Genomic DNA, 15,445 nt, shown 5'->3' with positions numbered 1-15,445 from the left:
CACCGATGCCCACGCTCGGCCCGAACAGTTACGGCAAAGCCGAAACCCGCGTCGTCCGGGTGGTGCGCGACGGCGCCGTGCACCACCTCAAGGACCTCAATGTCTCGGTGGCGCTCTCCGGGGAGATGGCGGACGTCCACCTCCGCGGCAGCAACGCCAACGTCCTGCCGACCGACACCGCCAAGAACACCGTGTACGCCTTCGCCAAGGAGCACGGCATCGCCTCGGCCGAGGAGTTCGGCATCCGGCTGGCCCGGCACTTCGTCACCAGCCAGCAGCCCATCCACCGCGCCCGCATCCGTATCGAGGAGTACGCCTGGGAGCGGATCGAGACCGCCGGGCGGGCCAAGCACTCCTTCGCCCGCCGTGGGCAGGAGGTCCGCACCGCCCAGGTCAGCTACGACGGCCGGTGCTGGGAGGTGGTCTCCGGGCTCACCGGCCTCACCGTCCTGAACACCACCGACTCCGAATTCTGGGGGTACGTCAAGGACCGGTACACCACGCTCCAGGAGGCGCGCGACCGTATCCTCGCCACCGATGTTCACGCCCGCTGGCGCTACGGCTGGAGCGATGACGCGCAGCCGGCGCCGGACTGGGAGCGCGGCCACGCCGAGGCGCGCGGCCATCTGCTGAGCGCGTTCGCCGAGACGTACTCCCTCTCGCTCCAGCAGACGCTCTACCAGATGGGCGCGCGGGTCATCGAGCGCCGGCCGGAGATCGACGAGGTACGGCTCTCACTCCCCAACCAGCACCACTTCCTGGTCGATCTCGAACCCTTCGGCCTCACCAACGACAACGAGGTCTACTTCGCCGCCGACCGGCCGTACGGACTCATCGAGGCCACCGTGCTCCGGGACGGCGCCGAACCCCGGATCCCCACCGACTGAAGGGCCTCATCCGATGAACCGCAACGCCGGCCGCGACATCAGCCGTGACACCACGGGGAACGCTGACGGGGCCGCCGGCCGCGGGGTCAGCCGCACGGCCGACGGGGTCACCGGCCGCGGGGTCAGGCGCACGGCCGACGGGGCCGCCGACCGCGACGTCAGCCGTACCACCCACGGGGCCGCCGGCCGCGACGTCAGCCGTATCGTCATCGAGAACTGCGCCGTCGCGACCGTGGACGCGCACGACACCGAACACCCGTCCGGCCATGTCGTCGTCGCGGGCGACCGCATCGAGTCGGTGGGTCCCGGCCGCGCGCCCCAGGGGCTGGCGGGCGTCGTCCGCCGGATCGACGGTACGGGTCACCTGGTCACCCCGGGCCTGGTCAACACCCACCACCACTTCTACCAGTGGCTCACCCGCGGCCTGGCCCAGGACAGCAACCTCTTCGACTGGCTGGTCGCGCTCTACCCCACCTGGGCCCGGATCGACGAGCCGATGGTCCACGCGGCGGCGCGCGGCTCGCTCGCGATGATGGTGCGCGGCGGGGTCACCACCGCCATGGACCACCACTACGTCTTCCCGCGCGGCAGCGGCGATCTGCTGGGCGCCGAGATCCGGGCGGCGCGCGAGCTGGGGGTGCGGTTCACCGCCGCCCGCGGCTCCATGGACCTGGGCGTCTCCGACGGCGGGCTGCCGCCGGACTTCGCCGTGGAGTCCACCGAGGAGGCGCTGGCCGCCACCGAGGAGGCTATCGACACCCACCACGACCCGGGTTTCGGCGCGATGCTCCAGATCGCGGTCGCGCCCTGCTCGCCCTTCTCCGTCTCCACCGAACTGCTCCGCGAGGCCGCTGCGCTGGCCCGCCGCAAGGGCGTACGGCTGCACACCCACGGCTCGGAGACGGTGGAGGAGGAGAAGTTCTGCCAGGAGCGGTTCGGGATGGGGCCGACCGACTACTTCGCGTCGACCGGCTGGCTGGGCGAGGACGTGTGGATGGCCCACTGCGTCCACATGAGCGACACCGACGTCCAGGCGTTCGCCCGGACCGGCACCGGGGTGGCCCACTGCCCCTCGTCCAACGCCCGGCTCGCGGCCGGGATCGCCCGCGTCCCCGATCTGCTCGCCGCGGGCGTACCGGTGGGCCTCGGCGTGGACGGCACCGCCTCCAACGAATCCGGTGAACTCCACACCGAACTGCGCAACGCGCTGCTGGTCAACCGGCTCGGCGTGCACCGGGAGAGGGCGCTCACCGCCCGGCAGGCGCTGCGTCTTGGCACCCACGGCGGGGCGCGGGTGCTCGGCCGCCAGGACCAGATCGGCTCGCTGGAGCCGGGCAAGCTGGCCGATCTGGTGCTGTGGAAGCTGGACGGCCTCGGCCACTCGTCGATCGCCGACCCGGTGGCGGCCCTCGTCCTCGGCGCCCCGGCCCCGGTGACCCTGTCGCTGGTGGGCGGCGTTCCGGTGGTGGAGTCGGGTCGGCTGCTCAGGGTGGACGAGGACGAGATCGCGCGGGAGGCGCGCGCCGAGGCGCGACGGCTCGCCCGTATCGCGGCAGGCGGCTGAGCGACGACGTTGACGCCAGCGCTGGCGCCGAACCGGCACCGGCGCCGTGCTCCGGCCCCGCTCGGCCCGGCCCCGCTCGGCCCGGCCCCGGCAGTTCGGAGGCGGGCCCCACGAGCCTCAGCGGTTGGCCGGGGGCCCACCGGCCTCAGCAGTTGGTAGGGCCCCACCACCTCAGCAGCCGTAGGGGCCCACCAGCCGTAGCTCGTAGGGAGGCCCAGCAGCTCGCGGGCCCCAACGAGCCCAGCAGTGCGTAGGGGCCCCACCAGCCTCAGCGGCTCCTACGCGGGCTCGACTCAGCGCAGCAGTTCGTACGCGGGCAGCGTCAGGAACTCCGTGTAGTCCTCGTCCAGCGCGACCTTCAGCAGCAGATCGTGCGCCTGGCCCCACGCGCCCGCGGCGAATGCGTCCTCGCCGAGTTCCTCGCGGATCGCCGCCAGCTCCTCGGCGGCGACCTTGCGGACCAGTTCGGCGGTGGCCTTCTCGCCGTTCTCGAAGACCACCCCCGCGTTGACCCACTGCCAGATCTGGGAGCGGGAGATCTCGGCGGTGGCCGCGTCCTCCATGAGATTGAAGATCGCCACGGCGCCCAGACCGCGCAGCCACGCCTCGATGTAGCGGATGCCGACCTGCACCGCGTTGCGCAGGCCATGCGTGGTGGGCTTGGCGTCGAGCGACGCGACGTCGATCAGCTCCGCCGCGGTGACCCGGACGTCCTCGCGCAGCCGGTCCTTCTGGTGCGGCCGGTCGCCGAGGACCGCGTCGAACGAGGCGCGGGCCACCGGCACCAGGTCGGGGTGGGCGACCCAGGAGCCGTCGAAGCCGTCGTTCGCCTCACGGTCCTTGTCGGCCCTGACCTTGTCGAACGCGACGGCGTTGACCTCCGGGTCGCGGCGCGAGGGAATGAAGGCCGCCATGCCGCCGATCGCGTGCGCGCCGCGCTTGTGGCAGGTGCGGACAAGCAGTTCGGTGTAGGCGCGCATGAACGGGGCGGTCATGGTGACCGCGTTGCGGTCGGGGAGGACGAAACCGGGGCCCGCGTCACGGAAGTTCTTGATGATGGAGAAGAGGTAGTCCCAGCGGCCCGCGTTGAGCCCGGAGGCGTGGTCGCGGAGTTCGTAGAGGATCTCGTCCATCTCGTACGCCGCCGTGATCGTTTCGATGAGAACGGTGGCGCGGATCGTCCCTTGTGGAACGCCGGTGTAGTCCTGTGCGAAGACGAAGACGTCGTTCCAGAGGCGGGCCTCCAGATGCGACTCGGTCTTGGGGAGGTAGAAGTACGGCCCCTTGCCCTGGGCGAGCAGACGGTGCGCGTTGTGGAAGAAGTACAGCCCGAAGTCGACGAGGGCGCCGGGGACGGCGCGGCCGTCGGCGGTCCGCAGATGGCGCTCGTCGAGGTGCCAGCCGCGCGGCCGGGCGACGACGGTGGCCAGCTCCTCGGCGGGCCGCAGCGCGTAGCTCTTGCCCTCGGGGGAGGTGAAGTCGATCCGGCGCTCATAGGCGTCGATCAGATTCAGCTGGCCGCCGATCACATTCGCCCAGGTGGGGGCGGACGCGTCCTCGAAATCGGCGAGCCAGACCTTGGCACCGGAGTTGAGGGCGTTGATGGTCATCTTGCGGTCGGTGGGACCGGTGATCTCCACCCGGCGGTCCTCGAGGGCGGGCGGGGCCGGGGCGACGCGCCAGTCGGGGTCGTCGCGGATGCGAGCGGTCTCCGGGAGGAAGTCCAGGGTGCCGGTGCGGGCGATCTCGGCGCGGCGCTCGGCGCGGCGCGCGAGCAGCTCGTCCCGGCGCGGGGTGAAGCGGTGGTGGAGCTCGGCCAGGAAGGTCAGGGCCGCGTCGGTCAGCACCTCGCCCTGACGCTCCAGCGGCTCGGTGCCGACGACAGAAAGGGGGGACGGCGCTGCTGCGGACATGGGCTGTCACTCCTTGGGCGAGGTGCGTTGGGCGTATGCGCTGATTCTGTTATGTGGATAGTAAGTTTCTTATGGTGGAAGATCAATGACGTAACCGGCGCCTCGTCCGTCGCGCCGTCACTCACCCCCGAGAGGTGTTGTCGCGAGGAGTGCCGTCGCGAGGGGTGCCGTCCCGGGAGGCGTCGTGGCGAGAGGTGTCGCGCGGAGAGGCGTCGTGGCGAGAGGAGGTGTCGTTGCAAGAGGTGTCGTTGCGAGAGGTGGAGGCCTCCCAAGAGGTGGCCTCCCACGAGGTGTCCTCCCCTCCCTCCAGCAGCATCAGGTCCTCGGGGGTGTCGATGTCGTCCGTACGGGCGATGTCCGAGCAGTCGACGAGCGTGATCGCGGACTGATGCGCCCGCAGATAGGCGCGTGCCCCCCGGTCGCCCACCGCACTCGCCGCGATGTCGGCCCACCGGTCCGCGCCGAACAGCACCGGATGCCCCCGCTCTCCGCCGTATCCGGCGGCCGCCAGCGTCGACGGCGAGCGGTACGCGGCCACCACCCGCGCCACCGCCTCGGCGCCGATCCCCGGCTGGTCCACCAGGGCGACCAGCGCCGCCCGCGCCCCCGTACCGGCCAGCGAGCCGAGCCCGGCCCGCAGCGAGGAGCCCATGCCCTGCTCCCAGTCGGGGTTGTCGACCAGGACGTACCCGGGCAGCCGGGCCCGTGCCCGTACGGCGTCGGCGGCGGCGCCCAGCACGATGTGCACCGGGGCGCAACCGCCCTCCCGCAGCGCACGCGCCGCGTGCTCCACCAGCGGCCGGCCCCGATGCGTCAACAGGGCCTTGGGGCGCCCGCCCAGCCGTCGGCCGCCCCCGGCCGCCAGCACGATCCCGGCGACCAGCGGGTTGTCATCCGTTGTGCGATCCATGGGCCCTGCTTACCGCACCTGAGGTCGGTGCGGGGGCTTCATCCCAGCCGGTCTGATTTTCGCTCTCCGTATAGCGCGTCGCGCACTGAGTGGCGTTAACTGATCCGCGGCCCCTTGTGTCCGGATCGATATGAATCCCTGTGACGCCGGGACGAGGTGGCCGTGCGGGAGAGGGGGCAGGCTCGTGCGAGAGTGCGCGAGGGGGAGAAGGGCAGTGTTGTCCAACGATGGCGCGAGGCTCTGGGACCAACCCGGCGCTTTGCCAATGGAGGGTGCCGCAGTCGTGGAAGCCGGGCGAGTGGCGGGCACCGATGACGATCCGAGGGCGGCGGAGCTGCGCCGTGCCGTGGCCCGGCTGCGGCGCGATCTGGCCGCCCACCCCGCGGAATTACCGGACCGGGCGATCGCGGACGACGAACTGGCCGCGCTGGACGCCATGGCCCGCACCGGCGCCCCGGAGCTGCACCGCCTCCGCCGCTCGCTGCTCCTGATCGCGGGCGCCCTGGGCTCGGTCAGCGCACTGGCCCCCGCCCTGACGTGCGTTCGCGCGGCGATCGACCAGTTCAGCCACGTGCCGCAACCGGGCCCGGGAAGGGACTGAGCCGGGCCGGTCGTCGTGGCCGGGCGGGATGCGGGCCGGTGGTCGTCGCCGTAGCGAATTCGGGCTGTTGGACGTCGTCGTCGGGCGGGCATCGGGTCAGGGTCCCTCGCGGGCGGAACGGGACTGGTGGTCGTGGCCGGGCGGTGGGCTGTCGGTCGTCGTCGGGCGGGCATCGGGTCAGGGTCCCTCGCGGGGGCAATCGGACTGGTGGTCCTGGCCGGGCGGGATGTTGGCCGGTGGTCCTAACCGGGCGGATTCGGTCCGGTGGTCGTCGTCGGGTGGACACCGGGTCAGGGTCTCTCGCGGGGGCAATCGGACTGGTGGTCCTGGCCGGGCGGGATGTTGGCCGGTGGTCCTAACCGGGCGGAGCCGGGCTGGCGGTCCTCGCCGGGCGGCGGGACGTGTGCGCCGAGAACGTGATGTCGGGCCGCCCGGCGGCGTTTCCGGGCCGGGCGGCCCGACGCCGCGCTCGACCCCCCGTGCCCACCGCGAAAGGCCGCCCCCACACTGGGCCGCATCTCACACCGGGCCGCACCCACACGGGATCGAGCGCCCCCGGTGGTCCTGCCGTGGTCCCGCCCGCCGCCGGTCCGCTGCGCGTCAGGCGGAGCCGGTGCTGGCCAGCGCACCCGACAGCTCGGCCGCGACCTCCTTGAGGACCGGCACCATCTCCTCCGTGGCCTCGTCCGTCACCCGGCCCGCCGGGCCCGAGATGGAGATGGCCGCCGGGGCGGGGGAGTCGGGCACCGGGACCGCCAGGCAGCGCACGCCCATCTCCTGCTCGTTGTCGTCCACCGCGTAGCCCAGCTCACGGACCTGCCGCAGGGCGTCGAGGAACTCGTCCGGCGAGGTGATGGTCTTCTCGGTCGCCGCGGGCATGCCGGTACGGGCCAGGAGGGCGCGCACCTCTTCGGGGGGCGTGCTCGCCAGCAGCGCCTTGCCGACGCCCGTGGTGTGGGGCAGCACCCGCCGTCCGACCTCGGTGAACATCCGCATCGAGTGACGCGAGGGCACCTGCGCGACGTACACCACCTCATCGCCGTCCAGCAGCGCCATGTTGGCGGTCTCGCCGGTCGCCTCCACCAGCCGCGCCAGATACGGCCGTGCCCAGGTGCCCAGCAGCCGGGACGAGCTCTCGCCGAGGCGGATCAGCCGGGGCCCGAGGGCGTAGCGGCGGTTGGGCTGCTGGCGTACGTAGCCGCAGGCCACGAGCGTGCGCATCAGCCGGTGAATGGTGGGCAGCGGCAGCCCGCTGCTGGTGGAGAGCTCGCTCAGTCCGACCTCGCCCCCGGCGTCGGCCATCCGCTCCAGCAGATCGAAGGCGCGCTCCAGGGACTGGACGCCACCGGACCCGGCGGTGGTGGCGGCGGTCTTGGACTCGGCGGACGGCACGTCGGTGTTCCTTTCACAGCGGTCGGCACCGGCCCGCACGCGGTGACGATCCGCTGCTGACCGGCCACGGGCAGCCTACCGGTCCCCGGCGACACCCACAGCGGGCTTGCGGTCGCGGTCCCGGCCGGTCACCGCCGGTGTCCCGGATCGGCGCGTACCGGTGCCCGGACGGTGTGCACCGGTGTCCCGGGGCGGCAGTGGCTGGTGTCCGGGACCAGCGCGTACCGGTTGTCCGGGATCGGTGCGTACCGGTGTCCGGGGTCGGTGGTGGCCGGTGTCGAGGATCGGCGCGTACCGGTGTCCCGGATCGGCGGTGGCCGGTGTCTGGGACCGGCGCCTATCGGTGTCTGGGACCGGCGCCTATCGGTGTCCGTGACACCGGCGGTGGCCGGTGTCACGGATCGGCGTGCACCGGTGTTGCGGGGGCTGGCGGACACGGGCGGTCTCCACGGCAACGCCGGTGTCATCGATCGGCACCACCCGCACGGCACCGTCATACGGAAAAGACGTCAGGTCCGCGGGGACCGCACCGGCGGGGCGTCGGCGGACGTGCCGATCCCGCCGCCGGGCGCGGCGGGTGGGTCTTGACCGGGCCGTCCCCCGAGTGAATCATTCAACAAAATGTTGATTTCGGCTCGGCTCGTGGAATCCCAGGACCCCGGATGCGCGGATTCATGGATACGCGGGTGCGCGGATGCGTGGATGCGCGGGCCGGAGGGCGAGGAGGTGTCGGTGTCCGACGTGGAGCTGGTGCTGCGCTCGGCCAAGGTGGTCACCCCGGACGGCACGCATCCGGCCTCGGTGCTCGTCGCCGACGGCCGGATCGTGGCCGTCGCGCCGTACGGGAGCCCGGCCCCGGACGGCGCGCGGGTCGAGGACTTCGGCGACGACGTCCTGCTCCCCGGCCTCGTCGACACCCACGTCCATGTCAACGACCCGGGCCGCACCGCATGGGAGGGGTTCGCCTCCGCGACCCGCGCCGCCGCGGCCGGAGGCGTCACCACCCTCGTCGACATGCCGCTCAACAGCGTCCCGCCGACCACCACCGTGCGCGCCCTGGAGGCCAAACGGGCCGTCGCCCGGCGGTCGGCCCATGTGGACATCGGCTTCTGGGGCGGCGCCGTGCCCGGGAACGTCGCGGACCTGAGGCCGCTGCACGACGCGGGCGTCCTCGGCTTCAAGGCGTTTCTGCTCCCCTCCGGCGTGGACGAGTTCCCGCACCTCGCCCCCGACCAGCTGGAAACCGCCCTCCGCGAGATCGCCGGCTTCGGCGGACTGCTCATCGTGCACGCCGAGGACCCCCAGCTCATCGACGGCGCCCCGGCGCCGGTCGGCCCGCGCTACGCCGACTTCCTCGCCTCGCGCCCGCGCGCCGCCGAGAACGAGGCCATCGCGGGCCTCATCGCGCTCGCCCGTGGACTCGACGCCCGTATCCACGTCCTGCACCTGTCGTCCGCCGACGCCCTGCCGCTGATCGCCGCCGCGCGGCGCGAGGGGGTCCGCGTCACCGTGGAGACCTGCCCGCACTTCCTGACCCTCACCGCGGAGGAAGTCCCCGACGGCGCCACGGAGTTCAAATGCTGTCCGCCCATCCGGGAGGCCGCCAACCAGGACGCGCTGTGGGTCGGCCTGGCGGCCGGGGAGATCGACTGCGTGGTCTCCGACCACTCGCCCTGTACGGCCGACCTCAAGGTGGACGACTTCGGCCGGGCCTGGGGCGGCATCTCCTCGCTCCAGCTCGGACTCCCCGCCGTCTGGACGGCGGCCCGTCGGCGCGGCCACACCCTCCACGACGTGGCCCGCTGGATGTCCACCGGCCCCGCCGCGCTCGTCGGTCTCGACCGCAAGGGCGCCATCGAAGCCGGTCGCGACGCCGACTTCGCGGTCCTCGCCCCGGACGAGACCTTCACCGTCGATCCCACCGCCCTCCACCACCGCAACCAGGTCACCGCCTACGCGGGCCGGACGCTGTACGGCGTCGTACGGTCCACCTGGTTGCGCGGCCGGAAGATCGCCGACCACGGCGCGCCGACCGAACCCACCGGCCGACTCCTGGAAAGGCCGTCGCGTCCGTGACCGTGTCGTTGATGAGGGCCGTCCCGCCCGTGACCGTGTCGTTGATGAGGGCCGTCGCGTCTGTGACTGTGCCGTTGGTGGGGGCTGTCCCGTCTGTGACTGTGTCGTTGGTGAGGGCTGTCCCGTCTGTGACTGTGCCGTTGGTGAGGGCTGTCCCGCCCGTGACCGTGTCGTTGGTGAGGACCATCGCGTCCATCACCGTGCCGTTGGTGAGGGCCGCCCCGTCCATCACCGTGCCGCTGGAAAGGCATACCCGCGCATTCGCGCCGATGGAAAGGCAGGCCCCCGCATGACCGCGCCGATCCCCCGTTTCACCGGCGACGCCGCCCCGTACGGCGGTGGTGATCCGTACGCCGACTACCGGGCCGCCGACCTCCCCTTCACCCATCTCGTGGACCTGGCCGACCGGCGGCTCGGCGGAAGCGTGATCGCGGCCAACGACGAGTTCTTCGCCGAGCGCGAGAACCTGCTGAAGCCCGAGATCCCGCGCTTCGACCCGGAGTCCTTCGGCCACAAGGGCAAGGTCATGGACGGCTGGGAGACCCGGCGGCGGCGCGGCGCCTCGGCCGGAGCCCCGCACCCGGCCGAGGGCGACCACGACTGGGCGCTGATACGCCTCGGTGCGCCCGGAGTCGTCCACGGCATCGTCGTCGACACCGCCCACTTCCGCGGCAACTACCCGCGGGCGGTGAGCGTCGAGGCGACGGCGGTGGACGGCACGCCGTCCCCCGAGGAACTCCTCGCCGACACCACCGCCTGGACCGAACTCGTCCCCCGCACGCCGATCGGCGGCCACGCGGCCAACGGCTTCCCCGTCTCCGTCCGGCGCCGCTTCACCCACCTCCGCCTCAAGCAGTACCCCGACGGCGGCATCGCCCGCCTCCGCGTCCACGGCGAGGTCGCCCCCGACCCGGCGTGGCTCACCGCGCTCGGCACTTTCGACCTGGTGGCGCTGGAGAACGGCGGCGTGGCCGAGGATGCCTCCGACCGCTTCTACTCCCCACCCGCCAACTCCATCCAGCCGGGCCGCTCCCAGCGGATGGACGAGGGATGGGAGACCCGCCGCCGCCGGGACACCGGCCACGACTGGGTCCGTTACCGCCTCGCCGCCCAGGCGTCCGTCCGCGCCGTGGAGATCGACACCGGCTGCTACAAGGGCAACGCCCCGGGCTGGGCGGCGCTGTACGGACTCGACGCGACGTCCGGCGCGGACCCGGCCGACCCCACGGCCCCGGCCTGGACCGAACTCCTGCCCCGCACCCGCCTCCAGCCCGACACGGTCCACCGCTTCCCGCTCGACGCGGCCCCGCCGGTGACCCACGTCCGCATCGACATCTATCCGGACGGGGGCGTGGCCCGGCTGCGGCTGCACGGAACACCGACCGACACCGGTGCGCAGCGGCTCGCCGCACGCCACGCGGAGCTGACCGGCCAGCCCCCTCCCCGCAGGCGGGCCTTCCGCACCCGCTCCACATAGCCGACCAACTCGGCCATCCGCTCGCCGGGCCAGGCCAGGCCGGGACGACCGACCGCACGCCGTCCGCCACGCCTGCCCTTCGTGCATCGCCGTCGGTGCCTCATATCACCCGGTCAGGCCCCGCCAGCAAGGTCGGGCTGTCAGGAAGGTCGGGCCCCCGCCAGGAAGGCCGGACTCCGCCAGAAAGGTCGGACTCCGCCAACAAGGTCGGACTCCGCCAGCAAGGTCGGGCCCCGCCAGGAAGATGGAACGGCACGGCTTTTCAGCGGTCGGCCGCTCGGATGCCTTCGAGCTGGAGGGTCAGGTGTCGCCGCCAGTCTTCGCGGCCTGTCATGTTCGCCATCGCCCCGCGGGTGATGAGGACGAAGTCGGAGGCTTGGAAGTCGGTTCGCAGGTGGCCGGCGTCGATGGCGCGCTGCACGACGCGTTCGACGATCGCCGCGAACGCCGTCTTCTCCGCGTCGATCTCGCCCCAGCTCGGCTCCTGCGGGCCGAGCAGGGCGAAGCGGAACGCCGCGTCGGGCTGCGCGGATTCCAGGTATCCGTACAGCAGCGTCTCGAAGGCCGTCCACGGGTCCTCGATCTGCTCGGCGCTTCGGGCCAGGCTGGTCATCGCTTCGAACCGGCGGCCGATGATCGCGGCCCGCAGGGCCTGCTTGTCCGCGAAGTGCCGATACAGGGTGCCGACGCCCAGACCGGCGCGCTCGGCGATCTCATCCATCTGCACGCTCTCGCCCCGCCGGGCGAACAGTTCGCTGGCCGCGTCGAGGATGGCCTCGCGGTTGCGCCGAGCGTCGGCACGCAGCGAGGGTCCCCGGGTCGTCATGGCTCCTGATGGTAGTTGACGGCGGGAAGAGCCCGCATTAGCCTCCGGAACCGGAGTTCAGGTTCATGTTATGGAGGAGTTCTCGTGATCGTCGTCACCACACCGACCGGACGCATCGGCAGCCAACTCGTGCGACGGCTGCTCGACGGGGGCAAGGCGGTCCGGGTCGTCACCCGTGATGCCTCGCGCCTTGACCAGACCGTGCGCGACCAGGTCGAGATCGTCGAGGGCCCCCACGACGATCCGACCGTGCTCGACAAGGCGCTGCCCGGAGCCGACGCCCTGTTCTGGCTGGTCCCTCCGAACCCCGCCGCGCCGAGCACGATGGAGCACTACCTGTCCTTCGCCCGCACCGGCGCCGCGGCCGTGGCCCGCCACGACGTCGGCCACCTCGTGGCCGTGAGCAGTGCCGGTCACGGATGGACAAGCCCGGCCGGCGTGCTGTCCGCGGCCTTCGCCATGGACGCGCACCTGGCCACGTCCGGTGCGGCCTACCGGTCGCTGGCCCTGCCGTTCTACATGGAGAACCTGCTCGGCCAGCTCGACGCGATCCGCCGGCACAACGCGTTCTCCCTGACCTGCGCCGGTGACCGGCCACTGGCCACGATCGCGACACGCGACATCGCCGAGGCCGCCGCCGGCCTGCTGACCGACCTGTCCTGGGCCGGGCAGGCCCATCTGCCCCTGTTCGGGCCTGACCGCCTCACGCCCGAGGGCATGGCCGAGGTGATCAGCGAAGAACTCGACATGCCCGTCGCCTACCGCCGCATCACCGTGGACGAGTACGCCGCGACACTGCGTTCCCGCGGAGTCGGCGACCGGATGGTGCGGGACCTCATCGAGATGTTCGCTGCCCAGGACGGCGGTATCTACGACGCGGACTGGGCCGCCGCGACGATCGCGGCCACCGGCTTCCGGACCTGGTGCCGGCAGGTGCTCAAGCCTGCCGCGCACGCCACGTCGTAGGCCCGCGCCCGCAATCGGCCGCCGCCGTAGCCACGGTTCGCCTCCCTCCACTCCCTCCACACGGCCGGGGCGGTCGTCGCGGGGCTGGTGTTCATCGCCCTGCTCCCTTCAGGGTTGACCCGGGGCGGGACCACGACCGGCATGGTGCCAAGCTCACGGAACCCGGTGGTCCGGGTCGGACGTTGACCCGGATGTCCGGTATGGCGGCACCTGGCCCCACCTGACACCACCTGACGCGACCCTCGAGGAGAGCTGCTGTGACCCTGCGGCAAGAGATCGTCGGCAACGCCATGCAGATGGCGGTCTGCAACCTTCAGCCGGGGCAGACCGTCTACTGCGAGGCCGGGAAGTTCCTGTTCAAGACGGCGAACGTGACGATGGAGACCCGGCTGTCCGGGCCCGGTGCGGGCGGCGGTCAGGCCGGAAACGGCGGTGGGAACGGCGGGGGCGGCGGTATGGGCGGGATGCTGCGCCAGGCCATGGGCACCGCCATGCAGGTGGGGCAGCGGGCGCTGGCCGGGGAGTCGCTGGCGTTCCAGTACTTCACCTCCACCGGCGGGGAGGGCACCGTCGGCTTCGCGGGGGTGCTGCCCGGTGAGATGCGGGCGCTGGAGCTGGACGGGACGCGGGCCTGGTTCGCGGAGAAGGACGCCTTCGTGGCGGCCGAGTCCACCGTGGAGTTCGGGATCGCCTTCCAGGGCGGGCGGACCGGGCGCAGCGGCGGCGAGGGGTTCATCCTGGAGAAGTTCACCGGGCGCGGCACCGTGATCATCTGCGGCGCGGGCAACTTCATCGATCTGAATCCGGCCGATTTCGGCGGCCGGATCGAGGTCGATACGGGCTGCATCGTGGCCTTCGAGGAAGGCATCCAGTACGGCGTGGAGCGCATCGGCGGGCTCAACCGCCAGGGGCTGATGAACGCGGTCTTCGGCGGTGAGGGGCTGTCGCTGGCCACGCTGGAGGGCAACGGGCGGGTGATCCTCCAGTCGCTCACCATCGAGGGTCTGGCGAACGCCCTGAAGAAGGCGCAGGGCGGCGACAAGCAGGGGCCGACGGGCGGGCTGTTCTCCACCCACGCGGGGTGACGAACGGCCCCGGTCGCCGGGGCGCTCCCGGGTCCCGTCGGCGGCTTCCTCGTCGGCGGTCTCCTCGGCGGCAGCCTCCTCGGTGGCGGTCTCCTCGGCCGCTTTTCCGGCAGCCTCCTCGGTGGCGGTCTCCTCGGCCGCTTCCCGGCGGTCTCCTCGGCGGCCTTCCCGGTCGGGGCCTACTTCCCGCCCGCGACGTAGAAGAGGAAGAAGAGGAACGCGGCGATGAAGTGGACGCCGACGAGGTAGATGAAGACCCGGACCGTGAACGTCATCGGCGCCCGGTCCTCCTCGTTCGGCCCGGTCCGGGCGGGCGTCGCGGGGTTCATCGGGGCATCGGTCGCGCTCATGTCGTTCGCGTCCTTCATGGCGTACCGGGCCTTCCTCCGCGAGCGGCGTCGCCGAGGCACAGCTCGGCCGCGCCGCTCTGCAGCAGCGTGTGGACGAAAAGCAGATCCACGCCGCCGGACGAGGCGGCGGCGATGCGGTGCGGGGTGAGCGAGTCGAAATGGGCCGCGTCGCCCGGGGAGAGCAGATGGACGGACTCGCCGAGGGCCAGCCGCAACCGGCCGCCCAGGACGTACAGCCACTCCTCACCCGGGTGGACCCGGACCAGGTCCTCCTGGGCGGCGGAGCGCTCCGGCACGTGCAGCCGCAGCGCCTGCATGGCCCGGCCGGAGCCGCCCGCCTGCCGGTAGGTCCAGCCGCCCGCCTCCTGCGCGTCCATGCGGTCGGCCCGCACGATCGGGTCCCGCTCCGGGGCCACCTCGCCCAGCAGGTCGGATACCGTGGTGCCGTAGGTACGGGCCAAGGTCAGCAGCATCGGGAGCGAGGGCTGGCGGCGCCCCGTCTCCAGCCGGGACAGGTGCGCGGGTGAGAGCCCGACGCGCTGGGCGGCGGCCTCGAGGGTGAGACCGCTGCGTCGCCGCAGGTCACGTAGGCGGGGAGCGACGGTGGGCAGGTCGGCGGACGGCCCGCCGGGGGGACCGTCGGCCAGTCCGTCCGTGGGCCCCTCGGCCGACCCGTGGGGGAGCGGGTTCATGTCTCCGGTATAGCCAGCACTGACCTGAGAGGCAAAAGTTTTGCCTCAGAGGCAAGGCGTCGAGTGGGAGACGAGACGTCCGCGGAGACGAGACGTCCGCGGAGGGGAGACGTCCGCGGAGACGAGACGTCCGCGAGGTCGCGCTTCCGTTACCTTCTCCGACGCTTCGCGCAGTTCTTGTGAACGCCGGGAAAACGGCGGTGACTTGGCATTGACACGACAGCGTCTACGCGCGTCATGCTATCCGCATGACAATCCCCCCACGGATCGCCCGCATCGGTGCCTTCGGCGCCCTCGTCTCGACGCTGATCATCGGCGGCACGGCCACCGTGGCCTCCGCCGCCGCCCCACCGGCCCCGCGGACCATTGCCTCCTCGCAGGTCATCGCGGCAGTCGGGGACATCTGCTACTCGGATCTGCCCTCCGAGGCCCATGACACCCTGGACCTGATCGAGCAGGGCGGCCCCTACCCGTACCCGCAGGACGGCACCGTCTTCCAGAACCGTGAAGGCGTCCTTCCGTCCCAGTCCTCCGGCTACTACCACGAGTACACCGTGATCACGCCGGGCTCCGACGACCGCGGTGCCCGGCGCATCGTCACCGGGGAGAAGCAGGACGAGGACTACTACACGTCCGACCACTACGCCTCGTTCGACCTGGTGGACCGCGGCTGCTGACGCGCCCCCACCGAAGCCCCCCCCCGAAG

At 72.2% G+C, this 15,445-nt stretch carries 13 protein-coding genes and 1 pseudogene; 8 read left to right on the top strand and 6 right to left on the bottom strand.

What is annotated here, in order from left to right; all coding sequences use genetic code 11:
- Positions 1 to 5: 5 nt before the first annotated feature.
- Positions 6 to 887, top strand: coding sequence for a factor-independent urate hydroxylase (gene pucL / locus AXW62_RS35510; protein WP_060948049.1), 882 nt, complete (start codon positions 6 to 8; stop codon positions 885 to 887).
- A 13-nt stretch (positions 888 to 900) separates the two neighbouring features.
- Positions 901 to 2,451, top strand: coding sequence for an 8-oxoguanine deaminase (locus AXW62_RS35505; RefSeq protein ID WP_244503324.1), 1,551 nt, complete (start codon positions 901 to 903; stop codon positions 2,449 to 2,451).
- A gap of 293 nt (positions 2,452 to 2,744) precedes the next feature.
- Here the strand turns inward: AXW62_RS35505 and aceB are convergent, their stop codons facing one another.
- Positions 2,745 to 4,364 carry a malate synthase A gene (gene aceB / locus AXW62_RS35500; protein WP_060948048.1) on the bottom strand — a complete coding sequence of 540 codons (1,620 nt, stop codon included), beginning with the start codon at positions 4,362 to 4,364 and terminating at the stop codon, positions 2,745 to 2,747.
- Positions 4,365 to 4,668: 304 nt separating this feature from the next.
- Positions 4,669 to 5,274: pseudogene (locus AXW62_RS35495) on the bottom strand (nucleotidyltransferase family protein); the annotation flags it as partial.
- A gap of 265 nt (positions 5,275 to 5,539) precedes the next feature.
- Between AXW62_RS35495 and AXW62_RS35490 the strand changes: the two are divergent.
- Positions 5,540 to 5,875, top strand: a complete 336-nt coding sequence (locus AXW62_RS35490) for a DUF5955 family protein (protein ID WP_060948047.1) — start codon at positions 5,540 to 5,542, stop codon at positions 5,873 to 5,875.
- Between the two features lie 600 nt (positions 5,876 to 6,475).
- Here AXW62_RS35490 and AXW62_RS35485 read toward each other — a convergent pair.
- On the bottom strand, positions 6,476 to 7,267 hold the full coding sequence (locus tag AXW62_RS35485) for an IclR family transcriptional regulator (protein WP_030834545.1): 792 nt from the start codon (positions 7,265 to 7,267) through the stop codon (positions 6,476 to 6,478).
- 732 nt (positions 7,268 to 7,999) lie between these two features.
- Here AXW62_RS35485 and allB point away from each other — a divergent pair.
- Together allB and alc are read left to right on the top strand one after the other, a co-directional pair.
- Positions 8,000 to 9,343 (top strand): allantoinase AllB, encoded by a 1,344-nt coding sequence (gene allB, locus AXW62_RS35480; RefSeq protein WP_174556466.1) that lies wholly within the window; start codon positions 8,000 to 8,002, stop codon positions 9,341 to 9,343.
- 289 nt (positions 9,344 to 9,632) lie between these two features.
- Positions 9,633 to 10,820: an allantoicase gene (alc, locus tag AXW62_RS35470; RefSeq protein ID WP_060948044.1), complete on the top strand. Its 1,188-nt coding sequence runs from the start codon at positions 9,633 to 9,635 to the stop codon at positions 10,818 to 10,820.
- Positions 10,821 to 11,082: 262 nt separating this feature from the next.
- Here alc and AXW62_RS35465 read toward each other — a convergent pair whose 3' ends face one another.
- Entirely contained in the window at positions 11,083 to 11,646 is a 564-nt protein-coding gene (locus AXW62_RS35465; RefSeq protein WP_060948043.1) for a TetR/AcrR family transcriptional regulator, read from the bottom strand.
- 84 nt (positions 11,647 to 11,730) lie between these two features.
- On the opposite strand from AXW62_RS35465, the gene AXW62_RS35460 reads away from it, so the two are divergent.
- A complete protein-coding gene (locus AXW62_RS35460; RefSeq protein WP_060948042.1) occupies positions 11,731 to 12,612 on the top strand; it encodes an NAD(P)H-binding protein in 882 nt (293 codons plus the stop codon).
- Between the two features lie 257 nt (positions 12,613 to 12,869).
- Positions 12,870 to 13,697: an AIM24 family protein gene (locus tag AXW62_RS35455; protein WP_030834534.1), complete on the top strand. Its 828-nt coding sequence runs from the start codon at positions 12,870 to 12,872 to the stop codon at positions 13,695 to 13,697.
- A gap of 179 nt (positions 13,698 to 13,876) precedes the next feature.
- On the opposite strand, the gene AXW62_RS35450 is transcribed toward AXW62_RS35455, so the two are convergent.
- Both AXW62_RS35450 and AXW62_RS35445 read right to left on the bottom strand, forming a co-directional pair.
- Positions 13,877 to 14,047: a DUF6126 family protein gene (locus tag AXW62_RS35450; protein WP_244503325.1), complete on the bottom strand. Its 171-nt coding sequence runs from the start codon at positions 14,045 to 14,047 to the stop codon at positions 13,877 to 13,879.
- A 14-nt stretch (positions 14,048 to 14,061) separates the two neighbouring features.
- Positions 14,062 to 14,739, bottom strand: coding sequence for a helix-turn-helix domain-containing protein (locus AXW62_RS35445; protein ID WP_060948040.1), 678 nt, complete (start codon positions 14,737 to 14,739; stop codon positions 14,062 to 14,064).
- A gap of 248 nt (positions 14,740 to 14,987) precedes the next feature.
- On the opposite strand from AXW62_RS35445, the gene AXW62_RS35440 reads away from it, so the two are divergent.
- The gene (locus AXW62_RS35440; protein WP_030834528.1) at positions 14,988 to 15,416 is read left to right on the top strand and encodes a ribonuclease; all 429 of its coding nucleotides are present in this window, start codon (positions 14,988 to 14,990) and stop codon (positions 15,414 to 15,416) included.
- Positions 15,417 to 15,445 lie beyond the last annotated feature (29 nt).

The sequence above is a fragment of the Streptomyces hygroscopicus subsp. hygroscopicus genome, assembly GCF_001553455.1.
GTDB classification, from domain to species: Bacteria; Actinomycetota; Actinomycetes; order Streptomycetales; family Streptomycetaceae; genus Streptomyces; species Streptomyces hygroscopicus.
The sequence above is the reverse complement of the archived record's forward strand: the minus strand, read 5'-3'. Positions and strand labels throughout refer to the sequence as shown.

Excerpts from the sequence above, each read along its gene's own strand:
- pucL (WP_060948049.1), top strand. The coding sequence starts at position 6 with ATGCCCACGCTCGGCCCGAACAGTTACGGCAAAGCCGAAACCCGCGTC.
- alc (WP_060948044.1), top strand. The coding sequence starts at position 9,633 with ATGACCGCGCCGATCCCCCGTTTCACCGGCGACGCCGCCCCGTACGGC.
- AXW62_RS35450 (WP_244503325.1), bottom strand. The coding sequence starts at position 14,047 with ATGAGCGCGACCGATGCCCCGATGAACCCCGCGACGCCCGCCCGGACC.
- AXW62_RS35465 (WP_060948043.1), bottom strand. The coding sequence starts at position 11,646 with ATGACGACCCGGGGACCCTCGCTGCGTGCCGACGCTCGGCGCAACCGC.
- AXW62_RS35490 (WP_060948047.1), top strand. The coding sequence starts at position 5,540 with ATGGAGGGTGCCGCAGTCGTGGAAGCCGGGCGAGTGGCGGGCACCGAT.
- AXW62_RS35440 (WP_030834528.1), top strand. The coding sequence starts at position 14,988 with ATGACAATCCCCCCACGGATCGCCCGCATCGGTGCCTTCGGCGCCCTC.
- AXW62_RS35445 (WP_060948040.1), bottom strand. The coding sequence starts at position 14,739 with ATGAACCCGCTCCCCCACGGGTCGGCCGAGGGGCCCACGGACGGACTG.
- AXW62_RS35505 (WP_244503324.1), top strand. The coding sequence starts at position 901 with ATGAACCGCAACGCCGGCCGCGACATCAGCCGTGACACCACGGGGAAC.
- aceB (WP_060948048.1), bottom strand. The coding sequence starts at position 4,364 with ATGTCCGCAGCAGCGCCGTCCCCCCTTTCTGTCGTCGGCACCGAGCCG.